Origin of the sequence: Burkholderia sp. B21-005, assembly GCF_020843965.1 — a bacterium.
Lineage (GTDB): Bacteria > Pseudomonadota > Gammaproteobacteria > Burkholderiales > Burkholderiaceae > Burkholderia > Burkholderia ambifaria.
On record NZ_CP086302.1, the window covers coordinates 2,119,247 to 2,142,899 of the forward strand.

General features: G+C 67.4%; 26 protein-coding genes. 7 read left to right on the forward strand and 19 right to left on the reverse strand.

Annotation, left to right across the window (positions count from 1 at the left end):
- Positions 1-8: 8 nt before the first annotated feature.
- Positions 9-713 carry an SDR family oxidoreductase gene (locus LMA02_RS25965; RefSeq protein WP_228908080.1) on the reverse strand — a complete coding sequence of 235 codons (705 nt, stop codon included), beginning with the start codon at positions 711-713 and terminating at the stop codon, positions 9-11.
- Between the two features lie 121 nt (positions 714-834).
- Here LMA02_RS25965 and gcvA point away from each other — a divergent pair, with 121 nt between their 5' ends.
- The gene (gene gcvA, locus LMA02_RS25970) at positions 835-1,734 is read left to right on the forward strand and encodes a transcriptional regulator GcvA (protein WP_228908081.1); all 900 of its coding nucleotides are present in this window, start codon (positions 835-837) and stop codon (positions 1,732-1,734) included.
- Between the two features lie 403 nt (positions 1,735-2,137).
- Here gcvA and LMA02_RS35335 read toward each other — a convergent pair whose 3' ends face one another.
- Together LMA02_RS35335 and LMA02_RS25980 are read right to left on the reverse strand one after the other, a co-directional pair.
- On the reverse strand, positions 2,138-2,341 hold the full coding sequence (locus LMA02_RS35335) for an SDR family NAD(P)-dependent oxidoreductase (protein ID WP_324251303.1): 204 nt from the start codon (positions 2,339-2,341) through the stop codon (positions 2,138-2,140).
- 17 nt (positions 2,342-2,358) lie between these two features.
- Complete coding sequence (locus LMA02_RS25980) at positions 2,359-3,363, reverse strand: NADPH:quinone reductase (RefSeq protein ID WP_228908082.1); 1,005 nt, start codon at positions 3,361-3,363, stop codon at positions 2,359-2,361.
- Positions 3,364-3,465: 102 nt separating this feature from the next.
- On the opposite strand from LMA02_RS25980, the gene LMA02_RS25985 reads away from it, so the two are divergent.
- From LMA02_RS25985 to LMA02_RS25995, 4 genes are all read left to right on the forward strand, one after another.
- Complete coding sequence (locus LMA02_RS25985) at positions 3,466-4,017, forward strand: LysR family transcriptional regulator (RefSeq protein ID WP_228908083.1); 552 nt, start codon at positions 3,466-3,468, stop codon at positions 4,015-4,017.
- Entirely contained in the window at positions 3,954-4,298 is a 345-nt protein-coding gene (locus LMA02_RS35620) for a LysR substrate-binding domain-containing protein (protein ID WP_416378711.1), read from the forward strand. The genes LMA02_RS25985 and LMA02_RS35620 overlap by 64 nt, the downstream gene beginning before the upstream one ends.
- A 371-nt stretch (positions 4,299-4,669) precedes the next feature.
- Positions 4,670-4,978, forward strand: coding sequence for an ArsR/SmtB family transcription factor (locus LMA02_RS25990; protein WP_059449595.1), 309 nt, complete (start codon positions 4,670-4,672; stop codon positions 4,976-4,978).
- Positions 4,979-5,050: 72 nt separating this feature from the next.
- The gene (locus LMA02_RS25995) at positions 5,051-6,112 is read left to right on the forward strand and encodes an alkene reductase (protein WP_228908084.1); all 1,062 of its coding nucleotides are present in this window, start codon (positions 5,051-5,053) and stop codon (positions 6,110-6,112) included.
- 15 nt (positions 6,113-6,127) lie between these two features.
- On the opposite strand, the gene LMA02_RS26000 is transcribed toward LMA02_RS25995, so the two are convergent.
- Positions 6,128-6,655, reverse strand: coding sequence for a GNAT family N-acetyltransferase (locus tag LMA02_RS26000; RefSeq protein WP_228908085.1), 528 nt, complete (start codon positions 6,653-6,655; stop codon positions 6,128-6,130).
- A gap of 83 nt (positions 6,656-6,738) precedes the next feature.
- On the opposite strand from LMA02_RS26000, the gene LMA02_RS26005 reads away from it, so the two are divergent.
- The gene (locus LMA02_RS26005; protein WP_228908086.1) at positions 6,739-7,350 is read left to right on the forward strand and encodes a LysE family translocator; all 612 of its coding nucleotides are present in this window, start codon (positions 6,739-6,741) and stop codon (positions 7,348-7,350) included.
- Between the two features lie 38 nt (positions 7,351-7,388).
- Here the strand turns inward: LMA02_RS26005 and LMA02_RS26010 are convergent, their stop codons facing one another.
- From LMA02_RS26010 to LMA02_RS26025, 4 genes are all read right to left on the reverse strand, one after another.
- A complete protein-coding gene (locus LMA02_RS26010; protein ID WP_228908087.1) occupies positions 7,389-7,607 on the reverse strand; it encodes a helix-turn-helix domain-containing protein in 219 nt (72 codons plus the stop codon).
- 20 nt (positions 7,608-7,627) lie between these two features.
- Entirely contained in the window at positions 7,628-7,828 is a 201-nt protein-coding gene (locus tag LMA02_RS26015) for a hypothetical protein (protein ID WP_228908088.1), read from the reverse strand.
- Positions 7,825-8,286 carry a hypothetical protein gene (locus LMA02_RS26020; protein WP_228908089.1) on the reverse strand — a complete coding sequence of 154 codons (462 nt, stop codon included), beginning with the start codon at positions 8,284-8,286 and terminating at the stop codon, positions 7,825-7,827. Before LMA02_RS26020 ends, LMA02_RS26015 begins: the two co-directional genes overlap by 4 nt.
- 239 nt (positions 8,287-8,525) lie before the next feature.
- The gene (locus LMA02_RS26025) at positions 8,526-9,446 is read right to left on the reverse strand and encodes a phosphatidylinositol-specific phospholipase C (protein ID WP_228908090.1); all 921 of its coding nucleotides are present in this window, start codon (positions 9,444-9,446) and stop codon (positions 8,526-8,528) included.
- A gap of 6 nt (positions 9,447-9,452) precedes the next feature.
- Between LMA02_RS26025 and LMA02_RS26030 the strand changes: the two genes are divergently transcribed.
- On the forward strand, positions 9,453-10,475 hold the full coding sequence (locus LMA02_RS26030; RefSeq protein ID WP_228908091.1) for a LacI family DNA-binding transcriptional regulator: 1,023 nt from the start codon (positions 9,453-9,455) through the stop codon (positions 10,473-10,475).
- A 9-nt stretch (positions 10,476-10,484) separates the two neighbouring features.
- Here LMA02_RS26030 and LMA02_RS26035 read toward each other — a convergent pair whose 3' ends face one another.
- From LMA02_RS26035 to LMA02_RS26085, 11 genes are all read right to left on the reverse strand, one after another.
- On the reverse strand, positions 10,485-11,345 hold the full coding sequence (locus tag LMA02_RS26035; RefSeq protein ID WP_228908092.1) for a carbohydrate ABC transporter permease: 861 nt from the start codon (positions 11,343-11,345) through the stop codon (positions 10,485-10,487).
- Positions 11,342-12,211, reverse strand: coding sequence for a carbohydrate ABC transporter permease (locus LMA02_RS26040; protein ID WP_228908093.1), 870 nt, complete (start codon positions 12,209-12,211; stop codon positions 11,342-11,344). Before LMA02_RS26040 ends, LMA02_RS26035 begins: the two co-directional genes overlap by 4 nt.
- 34 nt (positions 12,212-12,245) lie before the next feature.
- Entirely contained in the window at positions 12,246-13,484 is a 1,239-nt protein-coding gene (locus LMA02_RS26045) for an ABC transporter substrate-binding protein (RefSeq protein WP_228908094.1), read from the reverse strand.
- A gap of 186 nt (positions 13,485-13,670) precedes the next feature.
- Complete coding sequence (locus tag LMA02_RS26050; protein WP_105786732.1) at positions 13,671-14,879, reverse strand: porin; 1,209 nt, start codon at positions 14,877-14,879, stop codon at positions 13,671-13,673.
- A 171-nt stretch (positions 14,880-15,050) separates the two neighbouring features.
- The gene (locus LMA02_RS26055; RefSeq protein ID WP_166725453.1) at positions 15,051-15,989 is read right to left on the reverse strand and encodes a helix-turn-helix domain-containing protein; all 939 of its coding nucleotides are present in this window, start codon (positions 15,987-15,989) and stop codon (positions 15,051-15,053) included.
- Positions 15,990-16,049: 60 nt separating this feature from the next.
- The gene (locus LMA02_RS26060) at positions 16,050-16,640 is read right to left on the reverse strand and encodes a DUF3156 family protein (protein WP_228908095.1); all 591 of its coding nucleotides are present in this window, start codon (positions 16,638-16,640) and stop codon (positions 16,050-16,052) included.
- Positions 16,637-18,139: an APC family permease gene (locus LMA02_RS26065; protein WP_228908096.1), complete on the reverse strand. Its 1,503-nt coding sequence runs from the start codon at positions 18,137-18,139 to the stop codon at positions 16,637-16,639. The genes LMA02_RS26060 and LMA02_RS26065 overlap by 4 nt, the downstream gene beginning before the upstream one ends.
- 277 nt (positions 18,140-18,416) lie before the next feature.
- On the reverse strand, positions 18,417-19,757 hold the full coding sequence (locus LMA02_RS26070; RefSeq protein WP_228908097.1) for an aspartate aminotransferase family protein: 1,341 nt from the start codon (positions 19,755-19,757) through the stop codon (positions 18,417-18,419).
- A gap of 72 nt (positions 19,758-19,829) precedes the next feature.
- Positions 19,830-21,332 (reverse strand): aldehyde dehydrogenase family protein, encoded by a 1,503-nt coding sequence (locus LMA02_RS26075; RefSeq protein WP_228908098.1) that lies wholly within the window; start codon positions 21,330-21,332, stop codon positions 19,830-19,832.
- Positions 21,333-21,585: 253 nt separating this feature from the next.
- The gene (locus LMA02_RS26080; protein WP_228908099.1) at positions 21,586-22,317 is read right to left on the reverse strand and encodes a helix-turn-helix transcriptional regulator; all 732 of its coding nucleotides are present in this window, start codon (positions 22,315-22,317) and stop codon (positions 21,586-21,588) included.
- A gap of 118 nt (positions 22,318-22,435) precedes the next feature.
- On the reverse strand, positions 22,436-23,314 hold the full coding sequence (locus LMA02_RS26085; RefSeq protein ID WP_228908100.1) for a neutral zinc metallopeptidase: 879 nt from the start codon (positions 23,312-23,314) through the stop codon (positions 22,436-22,438).
- Positions 23,315-23,653 lie beyond the last annotated feature (339 nt).

Here is a 23,653-nt window from a genome sequence, read left to right on the forward strand (position 1 = left end):
GATCCGGCTTACAGCGCGCGCACGATGCCGCCGTCGACCCGAATGTTCTGCCCGGTGATGTAGCCGGCGCCGTCCGACAGCAGGAACCTCACGGTCTGCGCGATTTCCTGCGTCTTGCCGAAACGGCCGACCGGAATGCGGGCAACGATCTCGGGCGTCTCCGGCCAGCTGTCGATGAAACCCGGCAGCACCGAATTGATGCGAATGTTGTCCTTCGCATACCGATCGGCGTACAGGCGCGTGACCGAGCTCAGCGCCGCGCGCAGCGCGGACGACACCGGCATCGCCTGCTCGGGCGCGTCGGCCGCGAAGCTCGAAATATTGACCACCGCGCCGCCGCCCTGCTTCAGGAAGACGGGCGTCACCCGGCGCAGCACGCGAACGACGTTGAGCACGATCAGGTCGAGCCCTTCGTGCCACTTGTCGTCCTCGATGGCGAGCAAGTCGCCCTTCGGCGGATGTCCGGTGTTATTGACGACCGCGTCGATACGGCCGTACTTCGCGAGCGTCTCGTTGACGAAACGCTCGATGTCGGCGTCGTCGGTGACGGACCCCGCAATGCCGAAACCACCGAGTTCCCTGGCCAGCTCGACTGCGCTGCCGGACGGCGACATCAGCGCGACGCGATAACCGTTGTTCGCGAGGTCTCGTGCGATTGCAGCGCCCATGCCCTTGCCCGCCGCCGTCACCAAAGCCACTTTCCCTACAGTCATGCCGCTCTCCCGGATAGGTCGGCTCAGCGCCGAGATCATCGTTCCAAAGCGCCACTCTAGGACCCTATAATCGAATTGTCGAACGATGATTTCTCCATCCACCCTGTAGAATTTCTACTGCATGACCGCTCTGTTGCGTACCCGCCGGTTCCCGCCGCTCAATGCGCTTCGCGCGTTCGAGGCCGCCGCTCGACACCTCAATTTCCGGCTGGCCGCCGACGAACTCGGCGTGACCCAGGGTGCGGTGGCGCAGCAGGTCAGGCATCTGGAGGACGTCGTGGAGGTTCAGCTGTTTCGGCGCTTGCCCAGGGGGCTTGCGCTGACGCGTGAAGGGCTCGAGTATTTTTCGTCGGTCCAGCGCGCGCTGCAGATCATCTCCGACGCCACGGACGCCCTCGGCCAGCGCCCCACGGTGCTGGCGGTCAGCACGACGCCGTCGTTCGCGTCGAAGTGGCTGATTCCGCGCCTGTCGGACTTCGGTCGGCTGCACCCCGACATCGAGGTTCGCGTCATCGCCGACGAAAGGCTCGCGTCGTTTCGGGCTGACGGCGTCGACATCGCGATTCGACTGAGCAAGCCGCCATTCCCGGCCGGCCTCACCGCGGAGTTGCTGGCTCCGCTCGACATCTTCGCCGTCGCCAGCCCGACACTGCTCGACGGCGGCCCGCCGATCCGCACGCCCGCGGACTTGTCGACGCATGCGTTGTTGCACGACGCGCACGATCTGTGGCCCGAGTTCATCGAGAAGCTCGGTGGAAAGGGTCGGGCCGATCCGACGAAAGGGCCGAGATTCAGCCAGTCGCTGCTCGCGATCGACGCCGCAGTCGCGGGTCAAGGCATCGCGCTGACCAGCGAACCGCTCGTCGAGCGCGACATCGCGGAAGGCAGGCTGCGCCGCGTGTTCGATTTTTCGTTTCCGATGTCGCTCGGGTTTTACGTCGTCTTCCCGCAGGCCAATGCGCATTCGGAAGCGCTCCAGGCCATGCGTCGCTGGCTGTTTGCGCAGTATGGGAAAGCGTGATCGGCTGAAATCGCGGCCGCATCGCAATTGCCGGTCAATACGGTGGACAGCCGTTCCTTGGTCGCCACCCGATGTCACGGATCGTTGGCACATGGGCCGAAACGGAGCTGGATAGACGCCGAGGGCATTAATGATCAGCTTCTCCGCCCACCGGGAAGCAATTTCGAGCAATCGGCGTCGCGTGCGAGGAGCGGTTCCAGCAACCGCCGTTGATCACCGCTAATCCGGATGGAGGCCGCCGGCTACGGCCACCGGATTCGTCGACCTTGCAAGGGGCGCCGGAGCCCGCTCTTTCCCGGCAAAAACAGCCGATTTCAAGGCAACTTTCGCTTGCGCGACAACGCATGCATTCGACGACGTGCGGTGCACGCAAACATGCATATGCCAAGCAATGCCAACTACATCACCGGTCGAAAATCATGCCGATCGAAACTTGCGACCACAAGCCGGCGTGCGTCGCGCTTGCGGCAACCTGGTCGACGGCCTTCGCGATTTCATCGGCCGTGCCCAGGCCGTGAAGCGCAATCCGCCACCCAGCTGCTGATAGTGCGTCGGCGATTGCCAGGCCGATCCCGCTGGTCGAGCCGGTGATGAGTGCGGTCTTCATGCGGCAGCCCGAACGAGTCATGCGGGATCCTGCATGCTCAGAAGAACGGCACCCAGGCGCTGTTCATTTTCGACGATCTCGTGCGCGCGTGCGCATTCCCGAAGCGGCAGCGCCGAATGGATCGGCACATCAAGCTTGCCCTGCTCGAGAAGACGATTGATGTGTGCGGCCGCGTCGGCCCGCTCCTTGGGCGTCAGCAAATAGACCAGCACGAATTGAAGCTGGATGCCCTTGAAAAGGAATTTGTAAAAGGGCATCGCGGGCCGCATCACCCTTGCCGAACCATAAGTGACAACCGTCGCGCGCTCCGAGAGCAGATCGCCCAGATACTCCGCGTTGGCACCGAACTCGACTTCAACGGCGTGATCGATTCTTCGTCCGTTCGTCGCGGCGAGCACGTCTGCGACGAAGGTGGGGCTCGTGTAATCGATGAATGCGTCGGCACCGGCGCTTTCGATACGTTGCTGCTCGATCGGACCATGTCCGGACGCGACAACAAATGCGCCTGCCTGCTTCGCGAACTGCACGGCAAGCCTTCCGACCGTGCCGGCCCCGCCACTGATCAGGACAGGACGCCCGGTCAGATCGCCAAAAGCAAGCGTAGCGTGGCACGCGGTAAGCGCCGGAATGCCGAGCGCTGCTCCAGTCAGATACGACGTGTTCTCCGGCAGCGGAAAGACCAGCTGTTCGTCGATCGCGATGTATTGAGCGGCCGTGCCCATCGCGCGTCGCCACTGTCCATTGCTCACCCAAACACGGCTTCGCGGGGGGAACCGGTTGCTTCCGGGGCCGGATTCGACAACGATCCCGGCACCATCGCTGTGCGGAATCACGAAGGGGAAAGGAAGCTCGCTCTTCCCGGCACGAACCCCTGCTCTTGCCTTGACGTCCGACGGGTTGACACCCGACGCATACAGTTGCACAAGGACCTCACCCGGACCAGGAGACGGCGTCGGGCGATCCCCGGTCACCAGGACGTCGCGTGCGGCCCCGACCCGCTCATACCAAACAGCCTGCATCATTAACCTCCAAAGTTGCTGAGTGACGAGGGGAAATTCTAGGCACACCCCGTCAATCGGGAAAGCGCATAATACGGATCGCAGTTATCTGACCAATCGATTGATATGCGAGATCTGGATATTGACCTTGTCCGCTGCTTTGTCGCCGTATCGGACATGCGGAGCTTCACCGGCGCATCAAAACGTCTTTGCAGATCCCAGTCTGCGATAAGCACGCGGGTTCAGCGGCTCGAGGAACTGCTCGGCGTCGAGCTTTTCACGCGCAGCAGCCGTCAGGTGGCGCTTACTGCGGCAGGAGAGCAGTTCCTCAACTACGCCATGGGATTGCTGCGCCTGAACGATGAGGCCATGGGCATGCTTGGCCGCAGCAGCCTCGAAGGTCAATTGCGGCTCGGCATTGTCGAGTATCTGGTTCCTCACCGCCTACCGGAGTTGCTGGCTCGGATCCGCCGCCTGATGCCGCGTGTCGAACTCAGTGTCCGGGTGGCGCTCAGCGAGGCGTTGCTCCAGGCGTTCGATGCGGGCGAACTTGATGTAGTAGTAGTGAAGGAACAGGAGGGGCGCGGCTCCCCCGGCTGTTTCGCGAGGAAAAGATGCTGTGGGTCGCTGACCAACACCTTGGTGAGCCATCGCCTGTCGTCAACCTATGCTTGCTGATCGCGCCCTGCACGTTCCGGACTGCGGCAATCTCTGCGCTCAATTCGAGCGGAATCCAATGGCGTGAAGCGCTAACGTTGAGCAGCATCGTCGGCGTTCAGTCCTGTGTCAGCGAGGGCCTCGGAGTGTCAGTGCTATGCGAATCCGCATTGGCCGCTGGATTGGTTCCCCTGCCGCAAAGCCATGCAGCGTGGCCCATGCTGCCGACAATACGTTTGGTAACCTATGAGCGAAGCCCCAATCCGGTTAGCCGGGCGCTGATTGATCTGCTGAAAGAGTAAGTGACGCGATGGGTACGTGCGCGTCAATGCCCTTGCTCGGCATTCGCTTCGCTGAACATCTCCAGGTCGCGGGCGTGGGATTGCAGTGCTTGAGAGACCGCGTAAATTGTGCAAATTCACCGGCAGCGACGCCCCCATGATGTTCGCGTCGACAGCTTCTATGAAGAAACGTGCACCGATGAGCGGCGTGACAGGGCGGGCGATAGGTCAACGGAAAGCGTCGCCGTGGTGCGTCGCAAGGCCACATGAAGCAACCCCACTCCCGTCAGTGTCTTCGTTAATATCGTCTTTTTCCGATATATGATTCGCCCATCGACGATACCTGTTTGCGCCGGTGTTCCGACCGAACGCCGGAACACCCCGCCCCTTCCATGCCGACCGAACTCGACATCGACGCGATCCTGAAAGCGCTTTCGAACCCCGTGCGCCGGGAAATCCTCGTCTGGCTGAAAACGCCGGGCGCACATTTCCCCGAGCAGACGCTGCCGTACGACCATGGCGTCTGCGCCGGGCAGATCGACGCGCGCTGCGGGCTGTCGCAGTCGACCGTCTCCGCGCACCTCGCAACGCTGCAACGCGCAGGGCTCGTGACGTCGACGCGGATCGGCCAGTGGGCGTTCTTCCGGCGCAACGAGGCCGTCATCGACGCATTTCTCGACGCTCTGCGCCGCGAACTCTGACCCAGGCCATGCGGGCCACCCGCCGCGCACGACGCGACGGCCATCCCGCCTTTCGTGAAGAGGTTATCTGCCATGCCCACCCTGTTCGACCCCGTTACCCTCGGCGACCTGACCCTGCCGAACCGCATCGTGATGGCACCGCTCACCCGCTCCCGCGCGGGCGCGACGCGCGTGCCGAACGACCTGATGGCCCGTTACTACGCCGAGCGCGCATCGGCCGGCCTGATCATCAGCGAAGCGACCTCGGTCACGCCGCAGGGCGTCGGCTATGCGGATACCCCCGGCATCTGGTCCGACGAGCAGGTCGAAGGCTGGAAGCGCGTGACGCAGGCCGTGCACGCGGCCGGCGGCCGCATGGTGCTGCAGCTGTGGCACGTCGGCCGGATCTCCGATCCGGTGTTCCTGGACGGCGACCTGCCGGTCGCGCCGAGCCCGATCGCTGCGGGCGGCCACGTCAGCCTCGTGCGCCCGCAGCGTCCGTACGTGACGCCGCGCGCGCTCGAACTCGATGAAATCCCGGGCATCGTCGCCGCGTACCGCAAGGGCGCGGAGAACGCGAAGAAGGCCGGTTTCGACGGCGTCGAGATCCACGGCGCGAACGGCTACCTGCTCGACCAGTTCCTGCAGGACAGCACCAATCACCGCACCGACGCGTACGGCGGCCCGGTCGAGAACCGCGCGCGCCTGCTGCTCGAAGTGGTCGATGCGGCGATCGACGTGTGGGGCGCGGGCCGTGTCGGCGTGCACCTCGCACCGCGCGGCGATGCGCACACGATGGGCGACTCCGATCCGGCCGCGACGTTCGGCTATGTCGCGCGCGAACTCGGCCGCCGCAAGATCGCGTTCATCTTCACGCGTGAGTCGTATTCGGGCGACCACCTGAGCCCGCGCCTGAAGGAAGCGTTCGGCGGCCCGCTGATCGCGAACGAGCAGTTCACGCTCGAATCCGCGCAGGACACGCTCGCGAGCGGCAACGCCGATGCGATCGCGTGGGGCAAGCTGTTCATCGCGAACCCGGACCTGCCGCGCCGCCTCGAAATCGGCGCACCGCTGAACAAGCCGGTGCCGGAGACCTTCTACGCCGAAGGCGAAACGGGTTACACCGACTACCCGGCGCTCAGCGACGCGGCCTGACGGCCGGCGACACGTTCATGCGCGCACGTCAGCGCGCATGAACACGCGCTGCGTCTCGTCGAGGCCGCGTGCGACGTGATGCGCGCGGATCGCGTGCAGTGTGTGGTCGAGCGATGCGTCGTCGACGATGTGGAAACCGAGGCGCGCGTAGTACGGCGCATTCCACGGTGCATCGCGGAACGTCGACAGCACGACCTCGGCAATGCCGTCTTGCGCGGCGCGCGTCATGATCCGTTCGATCAGGCGCGCGCCGATCCGCTGCCCCGCATGCGACGGCGCGACATCCAGTTCCTCCAGATACAGCCGCCGCGCATCGAGCAGTCGGTAGAACGCGAAGCCCACGCACGTCCCCTCATCGTCCGTCGCGACATACGCGCGACCGTCGTCGATGCGCACGAGCAGGTCGGCCGACTCGGTCGGTTCGCCTTCGGCGATGTCGACCATGCCGATGGCACGAAAGCGCTGGGCGGCGACCACTTCCACGGCGGCCATGGCGGCCGCGTCTTCCCGCGTGGCGGGACGAATCCGGATCGATACTGTCATTACGACGAGATAAGCGGGCGGGAACGGCCGTCACTATAATCGAAACTTCATACCTTTCGAACGCCCTGCCCACGAGGTTCGTCATGACGCTGTCCGCGCTTGCCGTGTTCGCCATCGCCCTGCTCGTCACCGCCGGCACGCCCGGCCCGAGCGTCGCCGCGCTCGTCGCGCGCGTGCTGACGAACGGCGTGCGCGACGTGCTGCCATTCCTTGCCGCGATGTGGATCGGCGAGGCGCTGTGGCTCACGCTGGCCGTCGCCGGGCTGTCCGCGTTCGCGCGCACGTTCGCGACGGGCCTGCTCGTGCTGAAGCTGCTCGGCGTCGCGTACCTGCTGTTCCTCGCGTGGAAGATGTGGACCGCGCCGACCGACACGCACGCCGACGACCTGCCGCGCGGCCAGTCGCCGTGGCGCATGTTCGTCGCGGGCACGCTGGTCACGCTCGGCAACCCGAAGATCATGCTGTTCTATCTCGCGCTGCTGCCGACGATCGTCGACCTGACGCATGTCGGGATCGTCGCGTGGGCCGAGCTCGTCGGCACGATGCTCGCGATCCTGATCCTCGCCGACTGCTTCTGGTCGCTGCTCGCTTCACGTGCGCGCGCGTTTCTCACTTCGGCACGCGCGAAGCGGTTCGCGAACCGCACGAGCGCGACCGCGATGGCGGGTGCGGCGGTGGCGATCGCGACGCGTTGAGCCGGCACGGGCGTGGACGCTTACGACGCCGCCGTTTGTCACACGCCGGCTTGCTCCATCCGACATTCAATCGCGTCGATCGGGTTCGGCGAAGCCAACGGGAAATGCTCGACCTCATGGCACTCGATCAGGATCGCCATGGATTCCAACGCGTCGCCCTCCGGCGTGCCCTGTGCAGGGTCCAGATCGACAAGCGCGGACACCGCCTTCAGGGCGGCTTCGTGATCAGCCTCACTTCTAATCGGGTGAATGTCCATCTCGCTGGTCCATCAGGTGGTTACTTGCGGGAGCGTGAGTCTTCCCCCAGGTCGCGCAGGCGTTTCTTCAACCGCCGATTGTCTGCAAGCAGCGCAGCCAGCGCGATCAGCGTCGCAACAGGGAAGAACCAGTTCCCGGAGTAGTGCAGCAATGTCCACGAGGCGGCGGCGACCACCACTGCCGCGGCGATCAGGCCGATCCTGTCTGAAACTTTGCTCACGCGATCGCCCTCCCGATTGATCGTGCACGGATGGCAAACGTCGCACTTCCCGGCGTCGGACGGAACACCTCCGGATGCAGCGCGATCACGCGATAAACGTCTTGCGGAACCGCAAGGCCGCGACGGGTCGCCCAGCTGCGAATTCCATCCACGGCAACCACGCCGCGCTGATCGCACACCAGTGACGCATCTGCAGCAACAATCAGACTGCCGATCACCGCACCAACGTAAAAGCTCGCCCCGAGTGCAGATGCGGCTGCCAGCAGTTCCAGCCCGGTTGTGGCTCCGATCAGTTCGCCGATCGTGGCAGTTGGCCCGAGTGTCCTGAGCGTCCCAAGAATGGTCGTAAGCGTGCCGATTGCTGTCTGCTGTGCAGCAAACAGACTGGTTGGCGCCGGCAAACCGAGGGCATCCATGTTTTGCTTGAATGCGCCGTAGAAGGTCTTGCACTGCGTCATGTGGAATCCCCATGAAAGAGCGGAGATTCTAGCAATGAAGCAATGCGCGAGCGGCACCGCCGAATGCATCCGGTCCGGGTCGAATCTTGTTCAAACGACTCGGCAACCTCGAGACCACGACCGTGCATCGCTCCGATGCGTGTCTACATGCGGCCCGGTGATTCGTCAAAAAGTGTGACGATCGAACCCGACACACGCCCGATCGACGCACGATCACTCGCGCTCAACACGAACCTGCGTCAACACGTGATCGGCCCGCGCCGCAGACGCAACTCACGCACATGCTCGTTGCATTCGACCAGCGCCCGCACCAACGCCCAATCATCGTCGTCGCAGAAATCGAGCAGCACCGCGCCACACGGACCACGCAGCTCGCGCAACCGCTCGGCGAGCCGCGCCTGAATCCCCTGCACCCTGCCATCGCCGCGCGCGACCACCGAAGGATTCGCGCCCATCCCCGTACCGCTGCAGAAATTGATCGCCCAGCGGCCGCTCTCCGGCGACGGCATGCCGGTCAGCAGCGCGTCGATCACGCGCCACTTGTAGTGGATCGACCCGACGACGGGTACACGGTATTCATCCTGGATCACGAACGCCGAATCGGGATGATCGATCGTGAAGGTCGCGTTGTCGGGCCACGCGGTCAGGTCGATGCCGGTCGGTCGGCGGCTGCGAAACCGCCGCAACAACACCACCGCGCCGCGCACGTCGCCGAGCGCCGGCAGCGCGCCGCCCGCATGCCACCGCAGCCGCGGATGCCGCGCGCAATGCGCATCGAACGTCGCGTCGAAACCGCGCGTGCATGCGTGCGCCGGCCACTCGTCCTTCACCGACATCACGATGCATTCGCGCGGATGCGCATCGAGAAAGCGCGTGCAGTCCGCGAGCACGTCGTCGAACGACATGCCGAGCGCGATCCCGCCGTGATGAATGTCGAACGTATCGCAGCGATGCCGGCACCGGATGTCGAGCAGGCGCACGCCGTGCGCGAGCTGCGCGTCGAGCGGCGCGCGCTGGGTGCGCACGAGCGGATCGTCGACCGTATACGCACAGGTGTCATGGCTGCCCGGTAGGGTCAGCGTAGGCAGCGGCCGCGCGTCGTCGAGCGCCGACATCCAGTCGGCCAGCGGCGTGGGGGCTTCGAGTCGCGAAGGGATCATGAATCGATGACTGACAAGGAAAGAAAAACGTGGGTGACGGCGTCGGATGTCGCCGTGCGGGCCGGCGTGTCGCGCTCCGCGGTGTCGCGCGCGTTCTCGCCGACGGCAAGCATCGCGCCCGAAACGCGCGAACGCGTGATGGTGGCCGCGCGCGCGCTCGGCTACCAGGTCAACCTGATCGCGCGCGACATGATCACGCAGCGCAGCAGCATGATCGGCGTCGTGACGGCCGGGTTCGAGAATCCGTTCCGTGCGCGGCTGCTGTCCGACCTGATGGCCGCGCTCGGCCAGCGCGCGTTCACACCGCTCGTGACCAACGCCGACGACCCGCATCAGGTCCGGCAATCGCTCGAACGTTTGCTCAGCTACCGGATCGCGGGCCTCGTGATGACGTCCGCGTCGCCGCCGCTGTCGGTCGCGCGGCAGTATCTCGACCACCGGATTCCCGTCGTGATGATCAATCGCGAAGCGAACCTGCCGGGCGCGGATGTCGTCGTCAGCGACAACGCGGCGGGGGCCGCCCACGCCGCGCAACGGTTCGTGCGGGCCGGTGCGCGCCGGCTCGCGTTCGTCGGCCCGCGTACCGCGAGCTACAGCGCGCGCTCGCGCGCGGATGCGTTCGCGCAGGGGCTGCAACGCGGTGACGCATTCGATGCGGCGCTCGTCCGCGTGATCGATACGCGCTCCGACACGCATGCGTGCGGCATCGATGCCGCGCGGCAACTGTTCGCATCCAGCGAGCGCCCGGACGGCGTGTTCTGCTCGTCCGACCTGCTCGCGCTCGGCGTGATCGACGCCGCACGGGACGCATTCGGCCTGCGCGTGCCCGACGACCTGCGCGTGATCGGCTTCGACGACATCCCCGCCGCCGCATACGACGCCTATCGGCTCACGACATTGCGCCAGGATACGCAAGGCCTCGCGCACGCGGCCGTCGACCTGCTCGCCGACCGGATCCAGACGTTCGACGGTGCGTCGCGCACGCGCATCGTCCCGGTTACGCACGTGGTCCGGCATAGCTGCGCGTAACGCGTCGGGTCACTTCAGCCCGCCGGCGAAGCCGCGCAGCAGATAGCGCTGCACGTAGCCGGCCACGGCGAGCGTCGGCAGCGACGCCAGCAACCCCGCGCTCATCAGGTCGCCCCAGTCGATGCCGTTCTCCGTCACGTAGCCGGCAATCGCGAGCGGCAGCGTGAAGCGGCTCGGCGTCGACACGAACAGCAGCGCGATCAGGAACTCGTTCCACGCGGCGATGAACACGAAGATCGCGGTCGCGATGAGCCCCGGCGCGCACAGCGGCAGCACGATCTGCACGAGCCGCCGCGCGAGCCCCGCGCCGTCGATGCATGCGGCTTCCTCGTATTCGACCGGCACGTCGCGCACGAACGCGAGCAGCATCCAGATCGCCATCGGCAGCGCGTAGATCTGGTAAGCGAGCATCAGCCCGGGCGTCGAGTCGAGCAGATGCAGCCGCTTCGCGAGCGCGAACAGCGGCACGGCGATCGTGATCGGCGGCATCAGCTTCAGCGCCAGCACGAGCATCAGGAACAGCAGGTCGAGCCGCGCCGGAAACCGCAGCCGCACGAGTGCATACGCGGCCGGAAACGCGAGCGTCAGCGCGAGCAGCGTCGTGCCGAACCCGACCAGCAGCGAATTGGCGAGCGGCGCGCCGATGCCGTTCGACCACACCGACACGAAATGCTCGAGCGTCGGCGCGGCCGGCCAGATCCGCAGCGGATGATCGAGGCGTTCGAGCGTCGGCATGAACGCCGCGCCGGCCATCCACAGGCACGGCAGCAGCAACAGCGCGAGCGCGACGATGCGGAGGCCCCATGGCGCCGCGCGACCGAATGCGGCGCCCGCTCGTGCGTGCGCGATGCCTGCGGGGCGCGCCGTCATGCGCGCCGCTTGCGAACCGTCTGCCATACGTACCCCGAAACCAGCAGCGCGGACGCCGCGAGCATCAGCACCGACGCGGCACTCGCCGGCCCGACGTTGAAGAAGCGAAAGCCCGTGTCGTAAATGTAGGTCGACAGCGTCTGCGTCGCGTTGCCGGGGCCGCCGCCCGTCAGCGCATAGACCTTGTCGAACAGCTTGAACGTGTCGATCGAGCGCAGCAGCAGCGCGAGGCCGATCTGCGGCACTGCAAGCGGCAGCGTGATGTCCCGCAGGCACTGCCATTCGCTCGCGCCGTCGGTGCGCGCGGCTTCGTACAGTTCCTGCGGGATCGATTGCAGCCCGGCCAGCACGATCAGGAACGCCATCGGCGTCCACTGCCATACGTCGACGAGCGCGAGCGACCACAACGCAAGATGCGGATCGGACAGCCAGCGCACGCCCTCGACGCCGAACGCGGCGAGCAGCGCGTTCAGGAAGCCGTCGAAGTTGAGCCAGTTGCGCCAGATCGCCGAGCACACGAGCGTGGACAGCATCATCGGCAGGATCGCGAGCGGCAGCGCGATGCGCCGCCCCGGAAACGCGCGCACGAACAGCAACGCGAGACCGAAGCCGAGCGCGACTTCGGCGAGCGAGGCCACGATCGTGAACCGCAGCGTGTTGCCGAAGCCGGCCGCGAACGCATCGTCGCCGAGCACCGCGCGATAGTTCGCGAGCCCGGCGAACGTGCGCCGGCCGGCCGCATAGTCGACCTGGCAGAACGAGTCGACCAGCACCTGCACGACCGGGTACAGCGCGAGCGCGGCCAGCACCAGCAGCGCGGGGCCGAGCAGCGCGACGAACGGCAGGCTGCGGCCGAGGGCTTTCATGCGCGGACTCCGGGCGATGCGTGACGGCGGGCCGTCACTTGCCGGCCGCGGCCATCGCCTGCGCGATCTTCTGCTGCGCCTGACGCAGCGCGGCGTCGGGTGCGGCCTGCCCGGTCAGCGCGAGCTGCAGCTGGTCGCCGAGAATGCTCTCGACCTGCTGCCAGTCCTTCACGCGCGGCCGCGCCCGGCCGGCCTCGAGCGCTTTCAGCTGATCGGGATACCAGCGGTACTGGCGCACCAGCGCAGGATCGGCGAACACGCTGCGGCGCGTCGGCGGAATGCCGATCCCGGCGAGGCGGGCCTGCGTGTCGCGCGAGCTCAGGTAGCTCAGGAAATCCTGCGCGAGCTTCGCGTGCGGCGCATCCTTCGGAATGCCCATCTGCCAGATGCCGAGCATCGGTGCGGGGCCCGCCGTCTGCCCGGGCGGCGGCTGCAGCGCGATCTGCCCGACCACGCGCGACTGCTTCGGATCGTCGAGCGCCGGAATCCACGCCGGCCACACTTCGATCGACTGCGCGGCGGTGCCGCGCTGCAGCGCGTCGCGCACTTCGGCGGCGCCGTACACGTCGACGTCCTTCGGCGCGGACGCCTTCAGCGCGAGGAAGGTCTTCAGCGCGGCCTGCGACTCGCGCGAATCGATCGTCACGTTGCCGGCACGGTCGAACACGTCGCCGCCGTAGGCCCACAGGATCGGCAGGAAACCCGTCACGACCGGGTTGCCCTTCGTGCCGCGGAACACGACGCCCGACACGCTCTTGTCCGCACCGCCGACGGTCTGCGCGATCTTCAGCACGTCGTCCCAGTTGCGCGGCGGCTGCAGCTTGTACTTCGCGAGCAGATCCTTCCGGTAAGCGAACATCTCGACGTTGCCGACGATCGGCAGCGCGTACAGCGCGCCCGCCGCGTTGCGGCCGAGCGCGACCGCGGACGGCACCAGATCGGCATCGGCGAGCGACGCCGGCAGCGGCTTCAGCCAGCCGTTGCCGATGAATTCCGGGGCCCACGTGTCGTCCATCATCACGAGGTCGTACGTGCCGGTGCCTTCGCGCATCGACAGCTTCAGCTTCTGGTACAGGTTCGCGTTCGGCAGCTTGAGCAGCTCGATGTCGGTGCCCGGATGCAGTTTGGTGAAGCCGGCGACGGCGTCGGCCAGCCCCTTGCCGTAGATGTCGTCGCGGCCCGCGATGACGAGATCCGCCGCGAAGGCGTGCGAGGCGGCAAAGGACAGCGCAACGGCGGCGGACAGCGCGCGCAGGCGGCTCAACAGGGTCATGAGGTCTCTCTCGATCGGCGTGGTGGCGGGTCGGCCCCGCGTTGCACACGTGTGCAACGCGGGCGACGCTTCGGGCGGCCTGAAGCGAACGCCATTGTTCACGTCGATCGTTAAGAATTTGTGGCACGCGGCGGGATCGGCCGCCGGCGCCGCCGGCCGCCCCCGCCCGGGCCGGCGCGCGCGCCGTCAGAAGTTCACGCGGATCCCGGCCATCACCGCGAGCTGGCGGCTCGAATTGCTGTTCGCGAGCACCGGGATCTGCGCGTAGTTCGCCGCGTTGCCGTTCGCGTCGGTGCCGAGCCCCGCGCCGCTCGCGATCTGGCCGATCGCGACCGCGTACAGCGCGGTGCGCTTCGACAGGCTGTAGTTGGTGCCGACGTTCACCTGGTGGAAGCGCGTCGTGCCGCGCCCGTCGGTGTGCGCGGCGTTGAAGATATACGCGACGCCGCCCTGCAGCGCCGGCGTAAACATGTACGTGACGTTCAGCTCGCCGATGTCGAACGTGAACGCCTGCGTGCGCGGCTGCGCGTCGGTCGAGAAATAGCGGCTGTCGCCCAAGCGCGTGTGCGTGTAGGTCAGCGCGAGCGTCGCCGCGCCGAGCGTCACCGAGCCGCCCGCGCCGAACGCGCGCATCGAGCCGGCGTCCTGCAGCAGGCAGTACATCGCGCCCGGGTTGCTGCACGCGAAGTCGCCGATATAGCCGCTCGCGCCGCCGAGCGCCGCGTCGAGCGGCTGGTGCAGGTCGAGATAGCCGACCGAGAACGCGATCGGCGCGCGGGTATAGGTCGCCGCGACCGCGTAGCCGCGCTTCGCGGAAAAGTCGCCAGCCTGCCCGCCGAAGCTGAACGTGCCGCCGACCGTCAGGCCGTGGAAGTCCGCGCTGGTGAACTTCACCGCGTTGTTGAAGTTGAACGCGGCATTCAGGTTGTCGACGTCACCGAGATGCGAGCCGTACGGCGTCGCCCAGTTGTTGCTGGAGACATACGCGCCGAGCATGTCCGTATACGAGTCGTATTGCCGGCCGAGGCCGAGCGTGCCGATTCCATCCTGGCGCAGCCCGACCCATGCCTGCCGGCTGAACGCGGTGCCGCCCTGCAGCGCCTGCCCGTTCGCGGACAGGAATTGCTGCTCGAGCGAAAACACCGCGTCGAGCCCGCCGCCGAGCGGTTCGGCGCCCTGGAAGCCGAAGCGGGACGGCACGAGGTTGCCGCCGCCCATCTGCCACGCATGGCCGCCGCCCGTGCTGCCGTCGGCGCGCGTGAACTGCTGGTTCGTCGAATAGATGATGCCGGTGTCCACGGTGCCGTACAGCGTCACGCTGCCGGAGGTCTGCGCGTGTGCGTGCATGCAACCCAGCGTGGCCGCGGCCGCGGCCAGTCGTCGTCCGATCTTCATGTCCCGCCCCTCTGTTGTCATCGATTCGCAGTGCAGATCGATGGAGTTGTCGATATGGGTGACAGGACTCTATCCAGCGAAAATTCGGGACCTCTATCCCAAATCAGCAAATGGTGAAGCGATCGGGTAACACACGATGGCGCGCGGCGTCAGCGTCGCGGCGCGAAGACGTCATTCGGGACGCAAGGTCTGCGACGGCAGCTCGCCGAACAGGTCGCGATACTCGCGCGCGAAATAGCCCAGATGCGTGAAGCCCCAGCTCGCGGCGGCCTCGCCGACGCCGAGCTGGTGCGCGCCAGTGGTGCGCAGCAGGCGCCGCACCGCGTTCAGCCGGATCGTGCGCAGATAGCCGACGGGCGTGACGTCGGCGACGCGCTGGAAGCTCGTCTGCAGCGTACGGCGGCTGCAGCGCAGCGCGCGGCACAGTTCGAGCACGGTAACGGGTTCCTCGGGCCGGTCGCGCAGATGCTTCTCGCAACGGCTGACGATATCGCTGTAGGTGGCGTGCGTGATGTCGCGGCGCTCGACGCCGATGCCCTGGTCGAGCGCATCGAGGAACATGCCGAGCATCGCGTCGCGGAACATCTTGCGGGTGGCCGCATATTCGAGGCAGCCGGGATTGCGCTGCGCGTCGTCGATCAGCGACGACAGCCGCGCGCCGAGCGCGACGCCCTGCTCGTCCGACAGCCGCGTGACGTGCCGCAGCTTGCGCGCGCCTGCCGCGCCGAACTCGGCTTCGCACAGCTCGTCGACCATGTCCGATGCGGCGCTGATCCCGACCAGCCCCATCCCTTCCGGCGTATGGAATTCGAAATCCTCGCCGGCGCGCAGCGCGAGCAGCGCATAGCCGTCGATCGGCTGGCCCTGGAACGTGCCGGCGAGCGGCACCGACAACGGCACCGCGAGCGACGTGCGCCTGGCCGGCGCGAGGCCGGTTTGCGCGACACGCCGGTTGGTCGTCTCGCGGAAGAAATGGAAGTCGTCGTACAGCACCTGCGTGACGGTGCCCCTGAACCGGCCCGGCGTCATCTGGCGGTAGACCTGATGCCAACCGGCGATCGCGAGCCCGTGGTCATGCACGTCTTCGTGTGAGCGTGACTGGAACAGCATCGGCGTCTCCGGTAAAACCCTGAATCCACGTTGCGGCCGCACGGCTCGCAGCGGCACAGCTTACCTCCGCAAAATTCCGCGCAGTGCGGTTTCGAATGCAAGACAGGCCGCCGACAGCGCGGCGGCCTGCTCGCCGGTCAGGCGGACATAGCGGCGAAACGACGGCATCCGGTTCACCACCTCGCTGCCGCCGAACGGCACGACGGCAAGCGTCCAGCGCCCGTCGTGCGCGGCGATCGTGCAGTCGGTCAGGTGCAGCGGGCGCAACGCATCGGCGAGCGACGGCTGCGCGACGAGTGCGGCCGCCGCGCGCGCGAATCCGGGGTCGCATCCTGGCTCGGGTTCGGCCGCGACGCCGGTGCGCCGCAGCCAGCCGGTCTGCAGCACGCGTGCGCGGCCCTGTGCGGGGGGACCGTGCGCGGTGACCGTCACCTGCACGCTGACCGTATGCATCAGGAACTGACGCTCGACGCGTTCGTCGACGCGCACGTGCACACCGTTCGGCAGCCGGGCCATGGTGTCGGCCGCGGCGCCGTTCGCGTCGCGCACCGCACCGAGGTCGGCCAGCACGCGCGCGGCGATCGCGCCGGGCCGGTGGCCGGGCGGCGGTGTGTCGGGCGCCATGCGCCACCGGGTGAAGGCGAGCTTCACGACGCGACGTGCTCGCGGCGCAGCACTTCCTCGACCGGCACCGGCTTGAACGGATGCCGGCGCTGCACGACGACCGTCCAGAACAGCGCATACAGCGCGGTGAGCCCGAGCATCGCGCCGAACGGCACGTAGATGTCGCGCGCGTTCATGCCGGGCGGCGTGATGTACCAGATCGCGAGCACGATGCCGACGCTCGACACGATCTGCGGCAGCGGGAACAGCGGCGAACGGTACGGGCGCGGCAGGTCGGGACGGCGGATGCGCAGCATCACGACCGACGCGGTGACGAGCAGGTACGCGGTGCCCCATGCGCAGGTCGCGGCGAGCACGAGGTGCAGGATGCTGTCGAGGTTGCCGTGGATCAGCCATGCGTGGGCGATCGGCACGATCGCCGCCGCGACGATGCCGACCACCGGCGTCTTGAAGCGTGGATGCAGATACGCGAAGCAGCGCGGCAGCGCGCCGTCGATCGCCATCCCGTACAGGATGCGCGGCAGCCCGGCCATCAGCGTGTTGATCGTCGCGGCGCCCGCGCACAGGAACGCGATGCCGAACCACACACGGCCGAAGGGCCCCAGCACCTGCAGCGCGAACGCGGGAATCGCGCCCGGCGTGTCGAGCAGGTGCGTCAGACCGTCGGGGCTGACCGGCACGTTCGCGACCTGACGGCGGATCGCCGCGCCGTACAGGAACATGCAGATCGCGACGCCGACGAGGCCGAGCGCCATCGCGCGCGGAATCGTGCGGCCCGGCGCCTTCATTTCCGGCGCGAGCGGCGTGACGAACTCGCAGCCGACGAACATGAACATCGCCATCCCGACCAGCGACAGCACGGCCGGCACCGACGTGCCGACTTCCGAGCCACCGAACCAGCCATCGAGATGCACGGCGGGCGCCGCGGCGAGGCCGAGGATCCCGAAGATCATCAGCGACAGCCACATGCCGGCCGTCAGCACGATCTCGAGCTTGCTGAACACCTTGATGCCGATGATGTTGCTGATCGCGAACGTGACGACGAGGCCGACGCCGACGAGCCAGGAGCTGTTGTGCTTCTCGAATGCGGCGTTCAGCGACTCGAAGTTCACGAGCGCCATGATGCCGCTCAGGATCGTCTCCGCCGTGCCGGCGAACACGTGTACGAGGAAATACGCGGAAATCGTGCCGGTGATCGCCCAGAAGCGGCCGAGCCCGCACGACAGGTAATCGTAAACCGAGCCGGCCGTCGGCAGCATCGCGGCGGCTTCGGAGAACGTCGTCGCCTGCGCCTGCATCATCACGAACGCGATGATCATCGCGACCGCGAACGCCCAGCCGCCCATCCCGAAGCCCGAGGTCGCGGTGAGGATCACCGGGCTCGCCATGATGAGGCCGACGGCACTCGCCAGCGCGGTCGGAAACCCGACCGCGCCCGCCGTCAGCACCGTGCCGCCGCCCGCTTCAGCCGACGCACCGGCGGGCGTTTCGCCCGCGGCGCCGGTCACTCCAGACCATCCCGACATCGTCGTCTCCTTCCTGTTTCGGCCGGCGCCGCCGCTGCGGCGCCCGTTCCGTTCCGTGCTTCGCGGTCGGCCCTGGGCGGCGCGTCAGCGCTGCGACCCCCGGGCCCCTGTCGATCAAACTTGATCCGATGTCGAAAAAATACGCAGGCAAAATAATTCGGTCATAGCGCAAATCGGCAAAACGGCGGTGGGGAGCGGGTTATCCCGCCCTCCACCGCCGGTTCGTCGTCACGCGCTCACGCAGTCACGACAGCACGCCCTTACGGCCCTTACACCCTCACGCGAACGGCACGGTCTCGAAGCCCGCCGCGAGCGCGTCGACGATCCGGTCGAGCGGCTCGCGCTGGATCACGAGCGGCGGCGACAGGATGATCTTCGTGCCGACCGGACGCACCAGCACGCCGTGCTCGCGCGCCACTTCCGCGACCGCGTTCGCATAGCCGGACAGCGGGTCGATCGGCTCGCGGGTCTGCTTGTTCGCGACGAGATCGAGCGCGAGCATCAGCCCCTTGCCGCGCACCTCGCCGACCGCCGCGAAGCGTTCCGGAAACGACCGCAGCGCTTCGAGCAGATACGCACCCTGCTTCGCCGCGTTCGCCGGCAGGTCTTCCTTCACGACGATGTCGAGGCTCGCGATCGCGGCCGCGCACGCAACCGGGTGCCCGGCGTACGTGTAGCCGTGCATGATCGCGCCGCCGAAGTCCGCGTTCGCGGCGAATGCGTCCTCGATCCGCGCGTTCACGGCCGTCGCGCCGAGCGGCACGTAACCGGACGAGATCCCCTTCGCGAGACACATGATGTCTGGGCGCACGCCCCACCCGCGGCTGCCGAACATGCTGCCGCTGCGGCCGAACCCCGTCACGACTTCGTCGGCGATCAGCAGCACGCCGTAGCGGTCGCACACCTCGCGCACGAGCGGCCAGTAGTTGGCCGGCGGCACGATCACGCCGCCCGCGCCCTGCACCGGTTCGGCGATAAAGGCGGCAACCGTGTCGGGGCTCTGGAACTGGATCTCGCGCTCCAGCATTTCCGCGCAGATCCGGCCGAGTTCCTCCGGATCCTGCGTGAACGGGTTGCGGTACAGCCACGGCGTCTCGACGTGGAAGCAGCCGGGCAGGTTCGGCTCGTAGTTGCGGCGGAACACCGTATTGCCGTTCACCGACGCGCCGCCGAAGTGCGTGCCGTGATAGCCCTGCTTCAGCGAGATGAACTTCGTGCGGTCGGCCTGGCCACGCACCTTCCAGTACTGGCGCGCGATCTTCAGCGCGGTCTCGATCGAGTCGGAGCCGCCCGAGCTGTACAGCACGCGGCGCATCCCTTCCGGCTCGAGCATGTCGATCAGCTTCTTCGACAGCTCCTCCGCGCGCGGATGCGAGATGCCGTCGAACAGCTGGAAGTATTCGAGTTCGTCGAGCTGACGCACGATCGCGTCCTTCACTTCCTGGCGGTTGTGCCCGACGTTCACGTTCCACAGGCCCGCGACGCCGTCGACGAGTTGCCGCCCGGTTTCGTCGAACACGTAGCAGCCGTCGCCGCGCACGATGCGGATCGGCTTGCGCTGTTTCATTTCGTTCGGGTGCAGCATCGGGTGCCAGAACTTCGCTTCGTTGTAGCTCATTGCAGTCTCCACTGTCGGATCGGTTGAACCTCGATCGCTCGGGTTCGAGGTGGTCGGCGTTGGCGCCGCGCGTCAGTGCGCGATGCAGACGGATTTGGTTTCGGTAAAGCCTTCGATCGCGTATTGCCCGAACTCGCGGCCGATGCCCGACTGCTTGTAGCCGCCGAACGGCATCGACGGATCGAGCGGAATGTGACAGTTCACCCACACGGTGCCGGCCTCGATCTGCGGCACGAGGTTCATCACGCGCTTCAGGTCGTTGCTCCAGATGCTCGCGGCGAGGCCGTACGGCGACGCGTTCGCGAGCCGCACCGCGTCGGCCGCATCGTCGAACGGCACGACGACGATCACCGGGCCGAACACCTCGTCGCGCACGATCGCGCTGTCCGGATGCGGATCGGCGATCACGGCGGGCTTCACGTAGTAGCCGGGCAGATCGTCGGCCGGCGTGCCGCCCGCGAGGAACGTGAGGCCCGCGCGGCGCGCGCCTTCGATGTGCTGGACGACCTTGTCGCGATGGTGCGCGGAAACCAGCGGGTTGATCTGCGCGGTCGTGTCGAGGCCCGCGCCGAGCTTCATCGACTGCGCGACGCCCGCGAGGCCGTCCGCGAGCTGCGCGAACTTGCTGCGGTGCACGTAGATGCGCGACGCGGCCGCGCACACCTGCCCCTGGTTGAAGAACGCGCCGGCGGCGACGCCGTCGAGCGCCTGCGCGACGTCGACGTCGTCGAGCATCACGATCGGATTCTTGCCGCCGAGTTCGAGCGAGAAGCGCGTCATGTTCTGCACGGCCGCCGCGCCGACCAGCTTGCCGGTCGCGGTCGAGCCGGTGAACGAGATCTTCGCGATCGACGGGTGGCTCGACAGCGCGGCACCGCACGTGCGGCCGCCGGTGACGACGTTGAACGCGCCGGGCGGCACGCCGGCCTCGCGGGCGAGTTCGGCGAGGCGCAGCGCGGTGAGCGGCGTTTCCGGCGACGGCTTGAGCACGATCGTGCAGCCGGCCGCGAGCGCCGGAATCAGCTTCCACACCGCGATCATCAGCGGGAAATTCCACGGCACGATCGCGGCGACCACGCCGACGGGCTCCTTGCGCGTATAGGCCGTATAGCGCGCGCCGGGCGGGAACGGGATCGATACGTCGAGCGTCTGGCCGGTGATCTTGGTCGCCCAGCCGGCCATGTAGCGCACGTATTCGACGCTCGCGCCGACCTCGATCGCGCGCGACACGTGGATCGACTTGCCCTGGTTCAGCGTTTCGAGCTGCGCGAGCGTCTCGGCGTCGGCTTCGATCAGCTCGGCGAGCTTCAGCAGGATGCGCTCGCGCTCGGCCGGGCGCAGCCCGCTCCACACGCGGGTGTCGAACGCATGTTTCGCGCTCGCGACCGCGCGATCGACGTCGTGCGCGTCGGCATCCGCGACCGTCGCGAGCCGCTCGCCCGTCGCCGGGTCGTACACGTCGAGCCGTGCGGCCGAGTGCGCGGGCTGCATCGCGCCGTCGATGAAAAGGCCGAAGTCGCGTGCGACGAAGGTGCGCACGGTGTCGCTGACGGCGACGAAGTTCGTGGTGCTCATGGGCGTCTCGATGATTGTCGTGGCTGGGCCGCGTGCGTGCGGGCATGCGGGCGTCGAACCACTGTATCGATGGGGGATCGCGCCCGGTGAGCGCAAATTGGCAGCGCGTGGCGGATCGACACGCGGGTGACTCGGGAACGTGGACGGGCGGCGTGCGAACGCCACGCTATCGTCGGATGAATGGCGCGGCGTGAAGGCGGAGGCGGAGGCGGAGGCGGAGGCGGAGGCGGAGGCGGAGGCGGAGGCGGAAAAATTACAGGAACAACGCGCCGACCAGCTCCGTGCGATTCGACACGCCGAGTTTCCGGTACATGCGCATCAGGTGCGTCTTGATGGTCGGCTGCCCGAGCGCGAGATCGCGTGCGATCTCCTTGTTCGAGCGGCCGTCGCGCACGAGGCGTGCGATCTGTTCCTCGCGGTAGGTCAGCCGCTCCTCGCAGCCGATCCGGTGAATCCCGCGCCGCGCACGCAGCAGCGGGGCCAGCGCCGCTTCGGCGACCGGCTGCAGCCGCGCCAGCGCGTCGACCTCGCCCGGCGCGAACCGGCCCGCCGTGCTGTTGCCGTGCGCGTCGCCTTTTCCGAAGCGCAGCAGCGAAAACGCGCCGACGGTGCGACCAGCGTCGTCGCGCAGCCAGATCTCGACGACGTCGGCGACATCGTGCCGCCGCAGGAAACGGGTCCAGTACGCGGACGCGGCACGTCTTTCGTCAGGCAATTGGGAAGCGAGCGTCACGACCGCGCGAACGCCCGCCGCGCAGCGCGACGGATGCAGCGGATCGAGCATCCGGTAGCGTGCGAGGTAAGTGCGATGCATCGACTCCGGCATCCCGAACAGCTCGAAATCGGCCGGCTCGCCGCTCAGGTCGAGCCGGTAGAACACGATCGCGGACGGGCTCGCGAATGCATCGAACGCAGCGACGCACGCATGCAGCGCGCGCTGCCAGTCGGCGGCTTCGTGGTCGGCGGGAACGGATGGGGTCGGCATGATGGGAGCGGCCGGCGGCCGACGCGTCGAAGTTCGGGCCAGCCTACCGGCGCCGAAATGGGCCGGTGAGCCCAAATCGGCAATTCGTCAGCGGGCGGCGGGTGGCGCGCCCGCCCCGTCAGTGCGCGTTCGCGGCGAACGTGTCGCAGGCGCTCACTTCACCCGCTTCCATCCCGCGCCGCAGCCAGTACACGCGCTGCTCGCTCGTGCCGTGCGTGAAGCTTTCCGGCGCGACGTAGCCCTGGCCTTGCTGCTGCAGCCGATCGTCGCCGATCGCGGCCGCCGCCTTCAGCCCCTGCTCGAAATCGCCGGGTTCCATCAGCCGCTGGTTCGCGCGCTCCGCGTTGTTCGCCCATACGCCGGCGAAGCAGTCGGCCTGCAATTCCATCCGCACCGACAGCGCGTTCGAGCGCGCCTGGCTCGAACGGCGGCGCGCGGCATCGACCTTGTCGGAAATGCCGAGCAGGTTCTGCACGTGATGGCCGACTTCGTGCGCGATCACATAGGCCTGCGCGAAGTCGCCGCCCGCGCCGAACCGCTTGCGCAATTCGTCATAGAAACCGAGATCGATATACACCTTGTGGTCGCCCGGACAGTAGAACGGCCCCATCGCGGTCTGGCCGGTGCCGCACGCGGTCGGCGTCGAGTTCGTGAACATCACGAGCTTCGGTGCCTCGTACTGCGCATGCAACTGGGTGTTGAAGACGCCGGTCCACGTGCGCTCGATATTGCCGAGCACCTTGCGCGTGAACACCGCGCCGGGATCGTTCGCCGGCGCGCCCTGGTGCTGCGTGGGCGCGGACTGCGCCTGCTGCTGCCGGCCCTGCAGCGCCGATGCGCCTTCGAGCACGACGCGGGGGTCGATCCCGAAGAAATACGATGCGGCCAGCGCCACCACGATCGTGCCGATGCCGATCGTCGCGCGCCCGCCGCCGAACCCGCCGCCGCCGCGTCGATCCTCGACGTTCACGCTTTCTGTTTCGTCGTCCAGCCTCATTGCCGGCCCCTCCCTGCTCTTGTCGATGGTCCGGCCGCGCGATGCGCAACCGGGCGATCCGCCGCCGCGACAGGCGCGATCGGCGGACGCGATGGATCCGTATCCGGCGCACGCTCACGCCGATATCGCCGCCTGCCGTTCCGCGTGCGCGACGGAATCGGCCGGCGCGCCGCGCCGGTGCGCGGGCTCGCCCGCGCTACGCCCGTGCTATTTTGCCGGGCTTTTGCGGCTTGTCGCAAAAATACGGAGGATAGAGCGATTCGGCGCCGAGGATCGTCAGCCTTTGCAAAATAGCCGAGATCCAGCCGGCCCGGTGCCGCGCGCAACCCTCGGCCGTCC

What these genes read in the sequence shown, in the direction of transcription:
- LMA02_RS25965 (WP_228908080.1), bottom strand. Translation starts at nt 713, where the DNA reads ATGACTGTAGGGAAAGTGGCTTTGGTGACGGCGGCGGGCAAGGGCATG.
- gcvA (WP_228908081.1), top strand. Translation starts at nt 835, where the DNA reads ATGACCGCTCTGTTGCGTACCCGCCGGTTCCCGCCGCTCAATGCGCTT.
- LMA02_RS35335 (WP_324251303.1), bottom strand. Translation starts at nt 2,341, where the DNA reads ATGAAGACCGCACTCATCACCGGCTCGACCAGCGGGATCGGCCTGGCA.
- LMA02_RS25980 (WP_228908082.1), bottom strand. Translation starts at nt 3,363, where the DNA reads ATGATGCAGGCTGTTTGGTATGAGCGGGTCGGGGCCGCACGCGACGTC.
- LMA02_RS25985 (WP_228908083.1), top strand. Translation starts at nt 3,466, where the DNA reads ATGCGAGATCTGGATATTGACCTTGTCCGCTGCTTTGTCGCCGTATCG.
- LMA02_RS35620 (WP_416378711.1), top strand. Translation starts at nt 3,954, where the DNA reads ATGCTGTGGGTCGCTGACCAACACCTTGGTGAGCCATCGCCTGTCGTC.
- LMA02_RS25990 (WP_059449595.1), top strand. Translation starts at nt 4,670, where the DNA reads ATGCCGACCGAACTCGACATCGACGCGATCCTGAAAGCGCTTTCGAAC.
- LMA02_RS25995 (WP_228908084.1), top strand. Translation starts at nt 5,051, where the DNA reads ATGCCCACCCTGTTCGACCCCGTTACCCTCGGCGACCTGACCCTGCCG.
- LMA02_RS26000 (WP_228908085.1), bottom strand. Translation starts at nt 6,655, where the DNA reads ATGACAGTATCGATCCGGATTCGTCCCGCCACGCGGGAAGACGCGGCC.
- LMA02_RS26005 (WP_228908086.1), top strand. Translation starts at nt 6,739, where the DNA reads ATGACGCTGTCCGCGCTTGCCGTGTTCGCCATCGCCCTGCTCGTCACC.
- LMA02_RS26010 (WP_228908087.1), bottom strand. Translation starts at nt 7,607, where the DNA reads ATGGACATTCACCCGATTAGAAGTGAGGCTGATCACGAAGCCGCCCTG.
- LMA02_RS26020 (WP_228908089.1), bottom strand. Translation starts at nt 8,286, where the DNA reads ATGACGCAGTGCAAGACCTTCTACGGCGCATTCAAGCAAAACATGGAT.
- LMA02_RS26025 (WP_228908090.1), bottom strand. Translation starts at nt 9,446, where the DNA reads ATGATCCCTTCGCGACTCGAAGCCCCCACGCCGCTGGCCGACTGGATG.
- LMA02_RS26030 (WP_228908091.1), top strand. Translation starts at nt 9,453, where the DNA reads ATGACTGACAAGGAAAGAAAAACGTGGGTGACGGCGTCGGATGTCGCC.
- LMA02_RS26035 (WP_228908092.1), bottom strand. Translation starts at nt 11,345, where the DNA reads ATGACGGCGCGCCCCGCAGGCATCGCGCACGCACGAGCGGGCGCCGCA.
- LMA02_RS26040 (WP_228908093.1), bottom strand. Translation starts at nt 12,211, where the DNA reads ATGAAAGCCCTCGGCCGCAGCCTGCCGTTCGTCGCGCTGCTCGGCCCC.
- LMA02_RS26045 (WP_228908094.1), bottom strand. Translation starts at nt 13,484, where the DNA reads ATGACCCTGTTGAGCCGCCTGCGCGCGCTGTCCGCCGCCGTTGCGCTG.
- LMA02_RS26050 (WP_105786732.1), bottom strand. Translation starts at nt 14,879, where the DNA reads ATGAAGATCGGACGACGACTGGCCGCGGCCGCGGCCACGCTGGGTTGC.
- LMA02_RS26055 (WP_166725453.1), bottom strand. Translation starts at nt 15,989, where the DNA reads ATGCTGTTCCAGTCACGCTCACACGAAGACGTGCATGACCACGGGCTC.
- LMA02_RS26065 (WP_228908096.1), bottom strand. Translation starts at nt 18,139, where the DNA reads ATGTCGGGATGGTCTGGAGTGACCGGCGCCGCGGGCGAAACGCCCGCC.
- LMA02_RS26070 (WP_228908097.1), bottom strand. Translation starts at nt 19,757, where the DNA reads ATGAGCTACAACGAAGCGAAGTTCTGGCACCCGATGCTGCACCCGAAC.
- LMA02_RS26075 (WP_228908098.1), bottom strand. Translation starts at nt 21,332, where the DNA reads ATGAGCACCACGAACTTCGTCGCCGTCAGCGACACCGTGCGCACCTTC.
- LMA02_RS26080 (WP_228908099.1), bottom strand. Translation starts at nt 22,317, where the DNA reads ATGCCGACCCCATCCGTTCCCGCCGACCACGAAGCCGCCGACTGGCAG.
- LMA02_RS26085 (WP_228908100.1), bottom strand. Translation starts at nt 23,314, where the DNA reads ATGAGGCTGGACGACGAAACAGAAAGCGTGAACGTCGAGGATCGACGC.